Source organism: Streptomyces sp. NRRL B-1347 (genome assembly GCF_000720325.1).
Taxonomy (GTDB): Bacteria; Actinomycetota; Actinomycetes; order Streptomycetales; family Streptomycetaceae; genus Streptomyces.
In genome coordinates, this window is the sequence record NZ_JOJM01000034.1 from 23,060 (window position 1) to 36,610 (window position 13,551).

A 13,551-nucleotide genomic window follows, 5' to 3' on the forward strand; every position below is an offset into this window, starting at 1 on the left:
GATCAATCCGGTTCCCGGTACGGGGCCTATCCGGCCCGCCGGTGCTGCTTGGCACGGGAACGTTTCTCGACGTACATCCGCTGGTCGGCGGAGTGCAACACTTCGTCCGCCGACATGCCGCAGTGTGCCCAGCCGATGCCGAAGCTGGCGCCCACGCGGACGGCCCGGCCGTCGACCCTGATCGGCGGGATGATGGCGTTCCGCAGCCGGACCGCGAGGTCCTGCGCGTCGGCCCTGCCGAGCCCGTCCGCGAGGACCACGAACTCGTCGCCGCCGAGCCGCGCCACCGTGTCGCCGTCGCGGACGCCGCTGGTCAGACGCCGTGCGACCTCGATGAGGACGGCGTCGCCCGTGTGGTGCCCGAAGCGGTCGTTGATCGACTTGAAGCCGTCGAGGTCACAGAAGAGGACGGCGAGCCCCTTCGTGCCGTCGTCGGCCTCGCTCTCCTCGGGCGGGGCGACGGTGTGCACGTGGTGGTCGAACTCCCCGTGCGCGCCGTGCTGCGCGCCGGGCGGTGCGGCGTGGCCGTGCCCGGCCGCGTGGCCGGTGCCGCCGCCGTACAGACCGCTGTGGTCGTACGCCGCGTCGAGCGAGTCCACCGTGCTCGGCTGACCCGCGTGCGGCCTGCGACAGAGCCGGGCGCTCAGCCGGGCGCGCAGCTCGGCGGAGTTCGGCAGGCCGGTGAGCGAGTCGTGCGAGGCGCGGTGCGCGAGCTGGAGCTCGCGCCGCTTGCGCTCCTCGATGTCCTCGACGTGCGTGAGCAGGAACCGGGGCCCGTCCGCGGCGTCCGCGACGACGGAGTTGCGCAGCGACACCCAGACGTACGTGCCGTCGCGGCGCCCGAAGCGCAGCTCGGCGCGGCCGCCCTCGGCGGAGGTGCGCAGGAGGGTGCCGATGTCCTCGGGGTGGACCAGGTCGGAGAAGGAGTGCCGCCGCATCGCCGAGGCGGGGCGGCCGAGCAGGCGGCACAGCGCGTCGTTGGTGCGCAGGATCCGGCCGTGCTGGTCACCGCCCATCTCGGCGATGGCCATGCCGCTCGGCGCGTACTCGAAGGCCTGCCGGAAGGACTCCTCGCTGGCCCGCAGCGCCTGCTGCTCGCGCTCCAGGCGGACCAGGGCCCGCTGCATGTTGGCCCGCAGGCGGGCGTTGCTGATGGCGATCGCGGCCTGGAAGGCGTACATCTGGAGGGCCTCGCGGCCCCAGGCGCCGGGCCTGCGGCCGTTGCGCGGCCGGTCGACGGAGATCACGCCGAGCAGTTCGCCGCCGGAGCCGCCGGTCGCGTACATGGGGGCGAAGAGCCGGTCGGAGGGGTGCCACTCGTCCTCGAAGCGGGGCTCGGGGCCCTCGGTGAACCACTGCGGCACGTCGTCCTCGTCGAGGACCCAGCCCTCGGTGTGCGGGATGAAGCGCAGGGCGCCCCAGGCCTCGCCCATGGCCAGGCGGCGGTCCCAGGACTCGCGGGAGCCGACCCGGCCGGTGATGAGCGCCTCGGCGGCGGGGTTGCCGGCGAAGGCGGCGACGACGAGGTCGCCGTCCGGGCGCACGAGATTGACGCACGCCAGCTCATAGCCCAGGCCGTTCACCACGCCGTCGGCGACGGTCTGCAGCGTGTCCGCGAGGCTGCGGGCCGTGTTGAGCTCCGCAACCACCTGGTGCAGCTGCCGCAGGGTCGCAAGACGGACGTACGGCTCCGACTCGGTCTCCATGCTCGCTCTCCCCGAGACCTCGACAGCAACTCCAGGATCCGCAGCGTCCTCAGTGTCCGTAATCTCTGACTCTTCGTGACTCTTCTGGCTTCGTACGGTGTTGTACTTCTTCGTACTTCTACGTACGGTGCTGTGCTTCCGTGCCCTCAGCGTCTGTCTGATTGCCACGGTCACTGAATCACAGCGAGCTGCCCACCCGGTACACAGGGTCAACAAAATATCGGCCCTGTGACTCAAGTCACAGGTGAGGGCGGGGAAGGCCGTGCGGGCCGCACCTGCGGCACCGGTCCTAGGTCTCGTCCTAGGTCCGTTCTCGGCCCCGGGTCCGATGCGCCGCGGTCCGGTCCGCGGCTAGCGTCGGTGGTGTGGTTGCCGATCTGACCTTGAACACACAGCCCCCTCCCGTCCCGTCCACCCCTCATCCTGTGGGGGTGAGCAACGACGAGTTCCGGGCCGCCATGTCCCGCCTGGCCGCGGGCGTGGTCCTGGTGACCGCGCAGGAGCCCCCGCTGGACCCGGACGACCCGATGGCGCCGGCCGGCGAGGACGTGGGCATGACGGCCACCGCGTTCCTCTCGGTCTCCCTGGATCCGCCCCTGGTCATGGTCAGCCTGCGCACGGGCTCCCGCATGGACGACCTGCTCGCCGAGCAGCCCCTGTGGGCCGTGTCCGTCCTCACCGAGAGCCAGCGGCACATCGCGGGCCGCTTCGCCATGAAGGGCCGCATCAGCGACCGGCTGCTCTTCGAGGACATCGCGTACACGCGCGGCAGGGAGAGCGGAGCGCCCCTGGTGGGCGGTGCGCTCGCCACCCTGGAGTGCCGCACCGAGCAGACGGTGGCGGCGGGCGACCACACGCTGGTGATCGGCCGCGTCCTGACGGCGGAGCTGCCGAGCGGGGACGGCGGGCCGCTGCTGTACTTCCGCGGGCGGTACCGGCAGCTGGACTGAGGCCCTCGCGTCGCCGTACGACGGCTGTCGCTACTGGCTACCGGCTACTGCCAGTCCTTGCCCGAGCGGCCCTGCTTGGTCTCGCCGCGCCGCTTCTTCTCCCGCAGGCGCCGCTCGTTGATCCCGCGCGGGATGCGGGTCGCGCGCCGGGGCTTGGGCGGCGGCGCGGTGGCCTCCGCGAGCAGCGCGGCGAGGCGGACGGCCGCGGCCTCCCGGTTGCGCCACTGGGAGCGGTGCTCGCTCGCCCGTACGCTCACGACGCCGTCGACGAGCCGGGACGCGAGCCGCTCCAGGGCCCGCTGCTTCCACACCTCGGGCAGCGCGTCGGTGGCCGCCAGGTCGAAGCGGAGCTCGACCTGCGAGTCACTGGTGTTGACGTGCTGGCCGCCGGGCCCCGAAGAGCGCGAGAAACGCCACATGAGCTCGGCCTCCGGCAGGACGACCGAGCCGCGGATGACGTGTTCGCGACCAGACATGTCTCCTATGATCCCGCGCCGGCCCGCCGTACGACACCTGTTTTCCGCCGCCGTGGCCTCTTCACGACCTCGTCACCGGGCATCAGGGGGCACCTTCGGCAAAGAAAGTAAAGAAGCGAGTCCGCATATGGAACCTTGGATACCCCCCGCGGCGTTCATAGGGGTGCCGGTAGCTTCGCCCCCAGAGTGAAGCCCGCACATAGGCGACTAGGGAAGGGACTCCCAACAATGGCTGTAAGCCTGTCCAAGGGCGGCAATGTCTCGCTCACCAAGGAGGCACCGGGCCTGACCGCCGTCACGGTCGGCCTCGGCTGGGACGTCCGCACCACCACGGGCACCGACTTCGACCTGGACGCCTCCGCGATCGCGGTGAACACCCAGGGCAAGGTCTACTCGGACGCCCACTTCGTCTTCTTCAACAACAAGGCGACGCCGGACCAGACGATCGTCCACACCGGTGACAACGTCACGGGCCAGGGCGAGGGCGACGACGAGCAGATCAACGTCAACCTCGCGGGCCTGCCCGCCGACATCGAGAAGATCGTCTTCCCGGTCTCGATCTACGACGCCGAGAACCGCTCGCAGAACTTCGGCCAGGTGCGGAACGCCTTCATCCGCATCATCAACCAGGCCGGTGGCACGGAGATCGCGCGCTACGACCTCTCCGAGGACGCGGCCACCGAGACCGCCATGGTCTTCGGCGAGCTCTACCGCAACGGCGCGGAGTGGAAGTTCCGCGCCGTAGGCCAGGGCTACGCCTCCGGCCTGGTGGGCATCGCCCAGGACTTCGGCGTCAACGTCTGAGTCCGCACGGACTGACCAGCGGGCCCCGGCCGGAGCACTTCCGGCAGGGGCCCGCTGCGTACGCGCGCCCAAGGCACGGGCCGCGCGGGGAACTTCGGCGCGCGGGACGGCGTTGCCAGGACGACGCGCGCACAGCGCGCGGCCGACGGGTACGACACGGGCAGAAGCCGAGGTGGCGCGGAATGGCTATGTGGGACCGGATCAAAGACCAGGCCAAGAACCTGCAGCAGGCGCAGGGCGGGCGCGCCCACGGCGCGCCCGGCACCGGCGGGCACGGCTCGCACGGCAGCGGGTCCAAGAGCTCCAAGGCCCAGCTCGTGGGCCTGCTCAAGTCCCAGCTCACCTCGCTGAAGTCGGAGCTGAAGAGCGGCGCCTACCGCGACGCGAGCATGGCCATGTGCGCCCTGGTGGCCGCCGCCGACGGCACCGTCGACCCGGCCGAGCGCCAGCACGTCGAATCCCTGATCCTGCAGAACGACGTGTTGCAGAACTTCCCCCCGGACCAGCTGCGCCAGCGCTTCAACAAGCACGTGGACCAGCTGTCCTTCAACTTCCAGCAGGGCAAGGCCGCGGTCATGCAGGAGATCGCCAAGGCCGCGAAGAAGCCCGCGGAGGCCAGGGCGGTCGTGCAGACCGGCTTCGTCATCGCGGGCGCGGACGGCTATGTGGCCCCCGCCGAGGAGCAGGTCCTGCGCGAGGCCTGCGCGGCACTCGGCGTGTCCCCCCAGGAGTTCGGCCTCTGAGACCGCGGCCGGGCGGTGCTGCGCGAGCCCCCGCGGCCGGGGCCCACCGCTAGCGCTCGTCCGGCTTGCCGTCGCCGTACAGCCAGTCCGACCACACCCGCTTCAGCTCCTCGCGCGCCTCGTCGTCGCCCGCGTGCTGCTCGACGTACGTGGTGAAGTCCTCGGTGTCCGCGTTGGCGTGGCGGTACTTCTTCGTCCAGCCCTTGACGATGGTGTAGAAGGTGTCGTCGCCGACGGTCTCGCGGACCTTCTGGATGACCATCGCGCCCCGGTAGTAGACGGGGTCGTCGGAGATGCTCGCGGCGTCCGGCTGCTTGGCGGGCGCGAACTCCCAGAGGGACGCGTGGTCCTCCTTCTCGTCCCAGTACTCGTCGTCGTAGAGCGCGTCGACGGTCTCCTCGACGGTGTCGCCGTCGTTGTCCTCCTCGTACAGCCACTCCGCGAACGTCGCGAAGCCCTCGTTGAGCCACATGTCCTGCCAGCTCTTCGGCGACACCGAGTCGCCGAACCACTGGTGGGCCAGCTCGTGCACGAGGGTCTCGGTGTTGGCGTCCTGGACGGGGAACAGCGGCTTGGTCTGGGTCTCCAGGGCGTAGCCGAGGTCCGCGCGGCCGTCGACGACGGCGCCGGTGGACGAGAAGGGGTAGTCGCCGAAGTTGAACTCCGCCCAGTCCACGATGTCGGGGATCTCGGCGAGGACCTTCTCGGTCTTCTTGCGCCTGCCCTCGGGGAGCGTGGAGTCGACCGCCGTGAAGACGGGGATGCCGCTCTCGGTCATCGACGTCTTCGTGCGGTACTTGCCGACGGCGACCGTCGCCAGATAGCTGGCCATCGGCTCGGCGTTGTGCCAGGCGAAGGTGGTCCGGCCGTTGGCGGTGGTCTCCTTCGTCAACTCGCCGTTGGAGATGGCCTTCAGGCCCTTGGGGACGGTGACCTCTATGTCGTACGAGGCCTTGTCGATCGGGTGGTGGTTGCCGGGGAACCACGCCATCGAGCCCGCGGGCTGCCCCGTCGCGAGCGCGCTGCCCTCCCCCTTCAGCCAGCCCTCCTTGGCGCCGTCCGCGTCCGTGATGGTCTGCGGGGTGCCGGAGTAGCGCACGGTGGCGCGGAAGGTCTCGCCGCGGTCGAGGTCGTCGCGGGGGCGCACGGTCAGCTCGCTGCCCGCGCGCTGGAAGCGGGCCTCCTTGCCCTCGACGGTCACGGACTCCACGTCCAGGCCCTTGAGGTCGAGGTTGAAGGCGCTGAGCGTCTTGGTGGCGCGGGCCGTGATGTCGGCGGTGCCGGTGAGCTGCCGGGACTCGGGGTCGTAGCCGAGCTTCAGACCGTAGTGCGTCACGTCGTAGCCGCCGTTGCCGAGCTTCGGGAAGTACGGGTCGCGGACGCCCGCGGCACCCGGAGTGCCCCCGACACCGCTGCTCGTGCACGCGGTGAGCGCGGTCGCGAGGGCGGTGGCGCAGAGCAGCGCGAGGGGCGTGCGGCGGGGCCCCTTGGTCAGGGGGGCGGTGGCTCGGTAGATCACCCCGGTGATCCTATGGCCACCGCCCCTGCCCGCCACGGGGCCCCCGCGCGCCGGGAGTCAACGCACACCGGGGAGTCAGCGCACGCCGGGGGTCAGCACGCGCCGGGGGTCAGCGGGCGCCGGGGGTCAGCGGGCGAGCGCGGCCACGCCCGCCTTCGCGAACTTCTCGTCCAGGTCGCCGCTGGGCGCGCCCGCGACGCCGATGCCCGCGACGGGGCCGCCCTTCGCGGTGACCGGGGCGCCGCCCGCGAGGAACAGCGTGCCGGGGATGTCCTTGAGGTTCGGCGCCTGCTCAAGGCGCTTGGCGAGCTCGGAGGTGGGCGCGTTCCAGGACACGGCGGTGAAGGCCTTGCGCTCGGCGGACTCGTACGACTGCGGGCCCGCGCCGTCACCGCGCAGGGTGACGATCGTGTTGCCGTTGCGGTCGACGACGGCGACCGTGACGCGCTGGTTCTCCTTCTTCGCCGCGTCCAGGGTGGCCTGCGCGGCCTTCGTGGCGGCGGCCACGGTGAGGTGCGTGGACTGCGTCAGGTTGCGGTTGCCCGCGTCGGCGGTGACGGCGGCCTTGGCCGCGGCCGCCGGGGCGTCGGCGCTGGCGGAGACGGCGCCGACCGTACCGGCGCCGACGACGCCGAGGACGGCGGCGGCGGTGAGGACGCGGGCACGCGGCGAGAGCTGCTTCATGGTGTGACTCCTTGGGGCGGCACGGTCTGTGCGGCGGTACGGGCCCCGAGGCGGGCCCTGTGCTTCGATCCTCCGGGCGGATCCCGGTCCGCCCCGTCGGCACAGCGGCTGCGGGTCGCGCGTGGTTCGGATGACGTCAGGGTCAGCCGATCGGTTGACCCCGGCCTGCGCCCAGCGGGCCACAATGAGGGTGTTTGCCCAGTTCACGCGTGTGACAGGAGGTCGGGGATGCACGGAGGTGACGGCGCGGGAGCGGACCGTCCCGGAGTCGTCGGCCCGGAGGGCCGGTGGCTCGCGGCCGTCATGCACACCGCGTTCTTCCTGCTGCTCGCCGCCTCGCTCAGCCGGTTCCTGCTGCGCCACCCCGGCGAGCCCCGGACGCCGTGGATCATCGCCCTCTCGGCCGTGCTCGCCCTCCTCTACGTCCTCGGCCCGGCCCTCGGCGCCACGCCGAACCCGCGGCGCCTGCTGTGGCTCGGCGCGGTCGTCGGCGTCTGGGTGGTGCTCGTGATCCTCGCGCCGAGCTACGCGTGGTGCGCGGTGCCACTGTTCTACACGGGCCTGCGGACGCTGCCGACGCGCGCGGCCCTCGCCCTCGTCACCGTCCTCACGGCCCTCGTGGTCGCGGCCCAGCTGCGGCTCGCGGACGGCTTCGACCCGAACCTGGCGTTCGCGCCGCCCGCCGTGGCGGCCGTGGCGACGGCGGTGTTCGTCCACATGCAGCGGCAGACGGCGCGGCAGCGCGCCCTCATCGACGACCTGCTGCGCACCCGGCGCGAGCTCGCCGCCACCGAACGGCGCGAGGGCACGCTCGCCGAGCGGCAGCGCCTGTCCATGGAGATCCACGACACGCTGGCCCAGGGCCTGTCCAGCCAGCGGATGCTGCTCCAGGCGGCGGACCGGGTGTGGGACACGGACGCGGCGGCGGCCCGCGCCCACGTCCGCACCGCCGGGTCCATCGCCGACCGCGGCCTCGCCGAGGCCCGCCGCCTCGTCCACGACCTGGCGCCGGTGGACCTCGCCGAGGCGGGGCCCGACCCGGCGTACGCGCTCCCCACGGCGCTGCGGACGCTGGCGGGGCGGGAGTCCGGGGCGGACCTGACGGTGCGTTTCCACGCCGAGGGCACACCGGTCCCGCTGGCGGGCCCGGCCCGCTCGGCGCTGCTGCGGATCGCGCAGGGCGCGCTCGCGAACGTACGGGAGCACGCAGGGGCGGGTACGGCCGCGCTGACGCTGACGTACCTCGACGACCAGGTGGTGCTCGACGTGGCGGACGACGGCCGGGGGTTCTCGCCACAGGCGCCCGGCGGTGGGCGGGGCGCGCGCGGGCACGGCCTGCCCGCGATCCGCGCGCGGGCCGCGCAGCTGGGCGGGACGCTGACGGTGGAGTCGGCGCCGGGTGAGGGGACGGTGCTCTCGGTGGCGATTCCCCTGGCGGACGCGGCGGACACGGCGGACGCGGCGGACGCGGAGGCCCGGCTTGAGGCACAGCGAGGGAGTCACGATGAACGCGACTGAGGGCTCGGCCCCGGGTTCCCCCGAGGACGGGAGGGGCGGCGGCCCGGACGGCACTGTCCCGGTGCGGCTCCTGGTCTGCGACGACCACGCCGTCGTCCGGGCGGGCCTGCTCGCGCTGCTCGGCAGCGCCCCCGGTGTCGAGGTGGTCGGCGAGGCCGGTTCCGGCGAGGAGGCGGTGGCCCTCGCCGCGAAGCTGCGGCCGGACGTCGTCCTCATGGACCTCCAGCTCGGCCCCGGCATGGACGGCGTGCAGGCGACGCGGCGCATCACGGCGGCGGCCGGGGGCGGGCGGCCGCACGTCCTTGTCCTCACCACGTACGACACCGACGCCGACATCACCCGTGCGATCGAGGCGGGTGCCACCGGCTATCTGCTCAAGGCCGAGCGGCCCGACGAGCTGTTCTCGGCGATCCGCGCCGCCGCGTGCGGCCGCACCGCGCTCTCGCCGCCGGTCGCGTCCCGCGTGATGGCCCGGATGCGGGAGCCCCGGCCCGGGCTCACCCCCCGCGAGCGCGACATCCTGGGCCAGCTGGCCCAGGGCCTCGGCAACCGCGAGATCGCCCGGGCCCTGTTCATCAGCGAGGCCACGGTGAAGACGCACCTGGGGCGCATCTACGACAAGCTCGGAGTGGAGACCCGGGCGGGCGCGGTAGCCGTGGCCAAGGAACAGCGCCTCCTCTAAGCGCTTCGCTGGAAGTGCCGCGCTGTGCCGTCTTTGTGCCGCGGCGCCATCGTGGCTGGTCGCGCAGTTCCCCGCGCCCCTTCGGGGCGCGGCCGTACCGCAGCGAACTTCACCAAGGCCGCTTAGCCCGGGCCCGCGGGTGCGGGCATGACACCATCGGGGCGTGCTCGACATCGGCTATGCCCTCTCCCGCCGCTTTCCCGACCCGCCGCAGGCGGACTACCGCACCGCGGACGTCCGCACGCTGCGGCACGACCTGTTCTGCGGGGACGTGTACCTGGCCGACACCAAGGCGGACCGGGAGCTGTCCACAGCCTGGGGATGGGTGCCGGTGCTCGACTTCGCGTGGGCGCTGTGCGACATCGTGGAGCGGCTCGACCAGGACCCGATGGGCAGCAGGGCCGCGCGGCCCCAGCACGCCGAGCTGGACTTCACCGAGTCCACGGACCGGATGCTGTTCGAGCGGCGCTTCGGGTGGGTCGACATCGACGCCGACTGGCTGGACCCGGGCGAGCCGCCGCTCACCTTCTCGCACGCCGAACTGCGCCGCGAGGCACGGGACTTCCTGCACGACGTGGTGGCCGACCTGACCGACCTGCACGAGGACCTGGGCGAGAACCCGGCCGTGTGGACCCTGCTTGCCCGCTTCCCCCGAGTGCCCTGAGGCCGTCCGGCCCGCGGATGTCACATGCGCGGGGGCCCGCTCCGTCGTACCCGTACAGGCCCACGACAGAAACGGACCCCGCCCATGGCCCGCGCCACCAGCCCCCGTACCCGTAAGGCCTCCCCCACCGTCACCGTCGTCGGCGGCGGCTTCGCCGGACTCACCGCTGCCATCGCCGCCGCCGAGGGCGGGGCCCAGGTCACCGTGCACGAGGCACACCACACGCTCGGCGGCCGCGCCCGCACCGCGGAAGGCACGTACAGGACGAACGAGGGTCCGCACGCGCTCTACAACGGCGGCCCCCACTGGACCTGGCTCAAGCAGCGCGACCTGATCGGCGAGCTGGCCCCGCTGCCGCCGCTGGAGGGCACCCGGCTGCGCCTGCGCCACCGGGGCGCGCTGCGCCGCACCCCGCCCCTGGGGATGCTGCGGCTGCTGCGCCGGGCACCGGAACAGGCCCCCGTCGACGAGGACTTCCTGACCTGGGCCACCCGTGAGGTGGGCCCGGAGGGCGCCCGCGCCGCCGCGCACTACACCGCCGTGGCCCTCTTCCACCACGACCCCGGCTCGCTGTCCGCCCGCTTCGTGCACACCCGGCTCCGCCGGGCCGCCAAGCTGCCCCCCGAGGCCCACTACCCGGTGGGCGGCTGGGGCGCGGTCGTCGACCGGATGGCCGCCCGCGCCTGGAACCTGGGCGTCCGGGTGGAGACCCTGGCCCGCGTCGACGACATCGCGGAGCAGGCGCGGCGCGGCCCCGTCATCGTCGCCACCTCGCTCGACGCCGCGCGCCGGCTCCTGAAGGACGAGAGCCTGACCTGGGCGAGCGGGCGCACCGCCCTGGTGGACCTGGCGCTGCGGCCGCGCCGGGGCGATCTGTTCGCCCTCTCGGACCTGGACGGCACGGGCTGGCTGGAGCGGTTCACCGCCCAGGACCGCACGCTCGCCCCGGAAGGGCAGCAGCTGCTCCAGGGGCAGCTCCCGCTCGCCCCGCACGAGTCGAAGGCGGACGGGGTCAGGCGCGCGGAAGAACTGCTCGACCTCGGTTTCCGCGACTGGCGCGAGCGCGTGACCTGGCGCCGCGCGTCGGTGGCGAACGGCCGCACGGGCGCCGTCGACCGGCCGGGCACGACCTGGCGCGACCGGCCCGCGGTGGACAGGGGCGACGGCGTGTTCCTGGTGGGCGACCAGGTGGCGGCGCCGGGGCTGCTCAGCGAGGTCTCCTTCAACAGCGCCGTCGAGGCGGTGTCGCTGGCCCTGACCGGCACGGGCCGGCTGACCGCCACCACGCCCTGGGTTGACCTCAAGTCTGCTTGAGGTCGGAGGGTGGGTGGTGGTCGGCCGGCCCGCACCCCTGTGGCCGGCGCACATCCCTGAGGAGTCCGTCATGCACGCCGTCCGTCTGCACGCCTTCGGTCCCGCGGAGAACCTCACGTACGAGACCGTCGAGGACCCGCAGCCCGGCCCCGGCCAGGTGCGCATCGCCGTCGCCGCGGCCGGGGTGCACCTGCTCGACACCTCGATCCGGGAGGGCGAGCAGGGCCCGCTGCCGCAGCTGCCCGAGCTGCCGACGGTGCCGGGCCGCGAGGTCGCGGGCACCGTGGAGTCCGTCGGCGAGGGCGTGGACACCGCCTGGCTCGGCAAGCGCGTCGTCGCCCACATCGGCTTCGCGCCTGGCGGCTACGCCGAGCTGACCGTGGCCGACGCCGCCCGGCTGCACGAACTCCCCGACGGACTCGGCTTCCCCGAGGCCGTGGGGCTCATCGGCACGGGCCGCACGACGATGGGCATCCTCCAGTTCACGGAGCTCGACGCCGACTCCGTCGTCATCGTCCCCGCCGCCGCTGGCGGCATCGGCTCCCTGCTCGTGGGGTACGCCAAGCACGCCGGGGCCACGGTGATCGGGCTCGCGGGCGGCCCCGCCAAGACGGCCCGCGTCACGGCGAGCGGCGCCGACCTGGCCGTCGACTACACCGACCCGGCCTGGCCCGACGAGGTCCGCGCGTACCTGAAGGGCCTCGGCGACGGCGGCCGCACCGCGACCGTGGTCTTCGACGGGGTGGGCGGCGACGCGGGCCGCGCCGCCGTGGACCTGCTCGGACCCGGCGGTACGCACCTGGCCTTCGGCTGGTCGGAGAAGAAGGGCCCGGTGACCCTGACCGAGGAGGAGCTGACCGCACGCGGCATCACCCAGATCAGCCCGCTCGGCGGGGCCATGCTGGAGAAGGCGGGCGGCGACAACCCCGTCCGCACCCTGGAGCTGGCCGCCCTGCGCGCCCACGAGGGCGGGTACTTCACGCCCGCCGTGCAGACCTTCCCCCTGGCCGAGGCCGCCGCGGCCCACCGCGCCCTGGAGTCCCGCGCCACGACGGGCAAGGTCGTCCTGATTCCCTGAGGCCCTGGTTCCCCGAGCCGCGCTTGCCCGAGTCACGGGCGGGTGGGACGGCCTGACCCGTACACGCCGTCCCACTCCGGCAAAAACCAGATGCCAGTGCGACATTCGCGAACTACCTTCCGGTTTATGGACTCCGCACCCCCCAGCCCCGCCCCGTCCACCACGATCACCTTCCGCGACCTCCCCGACACCGACCTGGACCGCGCCCTCGACCTGGTCTACCTCGCCTTCCACGAGACCCCGGAGGACGAGAAGCGCAAGCACCACCACGACCTGCTGCGCGGCTGCGAGCGCATCGGCGCGTACGACGGGGAGACGCTGGTCGGCCTGCTTGCCGCCTTCCGGTTCACGATGTCCGTACCGGGCGGCGAACTGCCCTGCCCCAGCGTCTCCTTCGTCTCCGTCGCCCCCACGCACCGCCGCCGCGGCGTGCTCTCCGGCATGGTCGCGGCGCTGTTCGAGAGGTGCGGCGCGGACGGCCGCCCGCTGGCGGCGCTGTGGGCGTCGGAAGACGCGATCTACGGCCGCTTCGGCTTCGGCCCCGCCACGTACAACAACACCGTCGAGGTGAAGTCCGAGCGCCCCCTGGAGCTGCGGATCACCCCGGCCGAAGGCCCCCTGCGCCTGGTGGACCCGAAGGCCGCCCCCGAACTGCTCGCCGAGTACTACGACCGTACGCGCGCCGCCCGCGCGGGCCGCATCGACCGCACCGAGGCCTGGTGGCGCGAGGAGTGGATGGCCACGGAGGACGAGGACGACGACGACCTGTCGCCGCCCCGCGTCGTGGTCCTCGGCGCCCCCGACGACCCCGGCCGCGTCACCGGGTACGCCATCTACCGCACCAAGGGCCGCGACGACGCCCCCGGCCTGGTCCGCCTGGACGAGCTGGAGGCGGACTCGCCCGAGGCCGAGGCCGCGCTGTGGCGGTATCTGGCCTCGATCGACCTGACGGGCCTGATCCAGGCGTGGGGCCGCCCGCTCGACGACGCGCTGCTCCTGTTCGCGGGCGACCGCGACCAGGTCAAGGTGACGGGCCAGTACCCGGGCCTCAGGGTCCGGCTCGTCGACGTGCGCGCGGCGCTGCTCGCCCGCTCCTGGGCGGCCCCCGCCGACCTGGTCCTGGAGGTCCGCGACCCCCGGCTGCCCGCCAACGAGGGCCGCTTCCGCCTGACCGTCACCGGGGCCGCCGGCGCGGCGTGCACGGCGGCGTACGAACCGGCCGACGCCCCCGCCGACCTCACCCTCGACGTGCGGGACCTCGGCTCGGCCTACCTCGGCGGCGCGCCGCTCGTGTCCTTCGTCCGGGCCGGGATCGTCACCGAGCACACGCCGGGCGCGGCCGCCGCCCTGGACGCCGCGCTCGCGACCGCGCTGCTCCCGCACACGGTCGACTCGTTCTAGCCACCCTCTTCG

The 13,551-nt window shown here is 73.4% G+C and carries 13 protein-coding genes; 9 read left to right on the top strand and 4 right to left on the bottom strand.

The window, feature by feature from the left end; genetic code table 11:
- Nucleotides 1-26: 26 nt before the first annotated feature.
- Nucleotides 27-1,706, bottom strand: coding sequence for a diguanylate cyclase CdgB (cdgB, locus tag IG74_RS0126270; protein ID WP_030682236.1), 1,680 nt, complete (start codon nt 1,704-1,706; stop codon nt 27-29).
- 431 nt (nt 1,707-2,137) lie between these two features.
- Here cdgB and IG74_RS0126275 point away from each other — a divergent pair, with 431 nt between their 5' ends.
- Nucleotides 2,138-2,656, top strand: coding sequence for a flavin reductase family protein (locus tag IG74_RS0126275; protein WP_030682239.1), 519 nt, complete (start codon nt 2,138-2,140; stop codon nt 2,654-2,656).
- Between the two features lie 44 nt (nt 2,657-2,700).
- On the opposite strand, the gene arfB is transcribed toward IG74_RS0126275, so the two are convergent.
- Nucleotides 2,701-3,132 carry an alternative ribosome rescue aminoacyl-tRNA hydrolase ArfB gene (gene arfB, locus IG74_RS0126280; RefSeq protein ID WP_030682241.1) on the bottom strand — a complete coding sequence of 144 codons (432 nt, stop codon included), beginning with the start codon at nt 3,130-3,132 and terminating at the stop codon, nt 2,701-2,703.
- Between the two features lie 228 nt (nt 3,133-3,360).
- Here arfB and IG74_RS0126285 point away from each other — a divergent pair, with 228 nt between their 5' ends.
- On the top strand, nt 3,361-3,936 hold the full coding sequence (locus tag IG74_RS0126285) for a TerD family protein (RefSeq protein WP_030682244.1): 576 nt from the start codon (nt 3,361-3,363) through the stop codon (nt 3,934-3,936).
- Between the two features lie 182 nt (nt 3,937-4,118).
- Nucleotides 4,119-4,679 carry a tellurite resistance TerB family protein gene (locus IG74_RS0126290; RefSeq protein WP_030682246.1) on the top strand — a complete coding sequence of 187 codons (561 nt, stop codon included), beginning with the start codon at nt 4,119-4,121 and terminating at the stop codon, nt 4,677-4,679.
- Between the two features lie 49 nt (nt 4,680-4,728).
- Here IG74_RS0126290 and IG74_RS0126295 read toward each other — a convergent pair whose 3' ends face one another.
- Complete coding sequence (locus IG74_RS0126295) at nt 4,729-6,198, bottom strand: M1 family metallopeptidase (protein ID WP_078869042.1); 1,470 nt, start codon at nt 6,196-6,198, stop codon at nt 4,729-4,731.
- A gap of 126 nt (nt 6,199-6,324) precedes the next feature.
- Complete coding sequence (locus IG74_RS0126300; RefSeq protein ID WP_030682251.1) at nt 6,325-6,882, bottom strand: GlcG/HbpS family heme-binding protein; 558 nt, start codon at nt 6,880-6,882, stop codon at nt 6,325-6,327.
- Nucleotides 6,883-7,110: 228 nt separating this feature from the next.
- On the opposite strand from IG74_RS0126300, the gene IG74_RS0126305 reads away from it, so the two are divergent.
- From IG74_RS0126305 to IG74_RS0126330, 6 genes are all read left to right on the top strand, one after another.
- The gene (locus IG74_RS0126305; protein ID WP_051855425.1) at nt 7,111-8,400 is read left to right on the top strand and encodes a sensor histidine kinase; all 1,290 of its coding nucleotides are present in this window, start codon (nt 7,111-7,113) and stop codon (nt 8,398-8,400) included.
- Nucleotides 8,387-9,082, top strand: a complete 696-nt coding sequence (locus IG74_RS0126310; protein ID WP_078869043.1) for a response regulator — start codon at nt 8,387-8,389, stop codon at nt 9,080-9,082. The genes IG74_RS0126305 and IG74_RS0126310 overlap by 14 nt, the downstream gene beginning before the upstream one ends.
- 163 nt (nt 9,083-9,245) lie before the next feature.
- Nucleotides 9,246-9,746: a hypothetical protein gene (locus tag IG74_RS0126315; protein WP_030682259.1), complete on the top strand. Its 501-nt coding sequence runs from the start codon at nt 9,246-9,248 to the stop codon at nt 9,744-9,746.
- An 84-nt stretch (nt 9,747-9,830) separates the two neighbouring features.
- Entirely contained in the window at nt 9,831-11,060 is a 1,230-nt protein-coding gene (locus IG74_RS0126320; protein WP_037826088.1) for an NAD(P)-binding protein, read from the top strand.
- Between the two features lie 70 nt (nt 11,061-11,130).
- Nucleotides 11,131-12,138 (top strand): zinc-binding dehydrogenase, encoded by a 1,008-nt coding sequence (locus IG74_RS0126325; protein ID WP_030682264.1) that lies wholly within the window; start codon nt 11,131-11,133, stop codon nt 12,136-12,138.
- A gap of 126 nt (nt 12,139-12,264) precedes the next feature.
- On the top strand, nt 12,265-13,539 hold the full coding sequence (locus IG74_RS0126330; RefSeq protein ID WP_051855428.1) for a GNAT family N-acetyltransferase: 1,275 nt from the start codon (nt 12,265-12,267) through the stop codon (nt 13,537-13,539).
- The last annotated feature ends 12 nt before the right edge of the window (nt 13,540-13,551 follow it).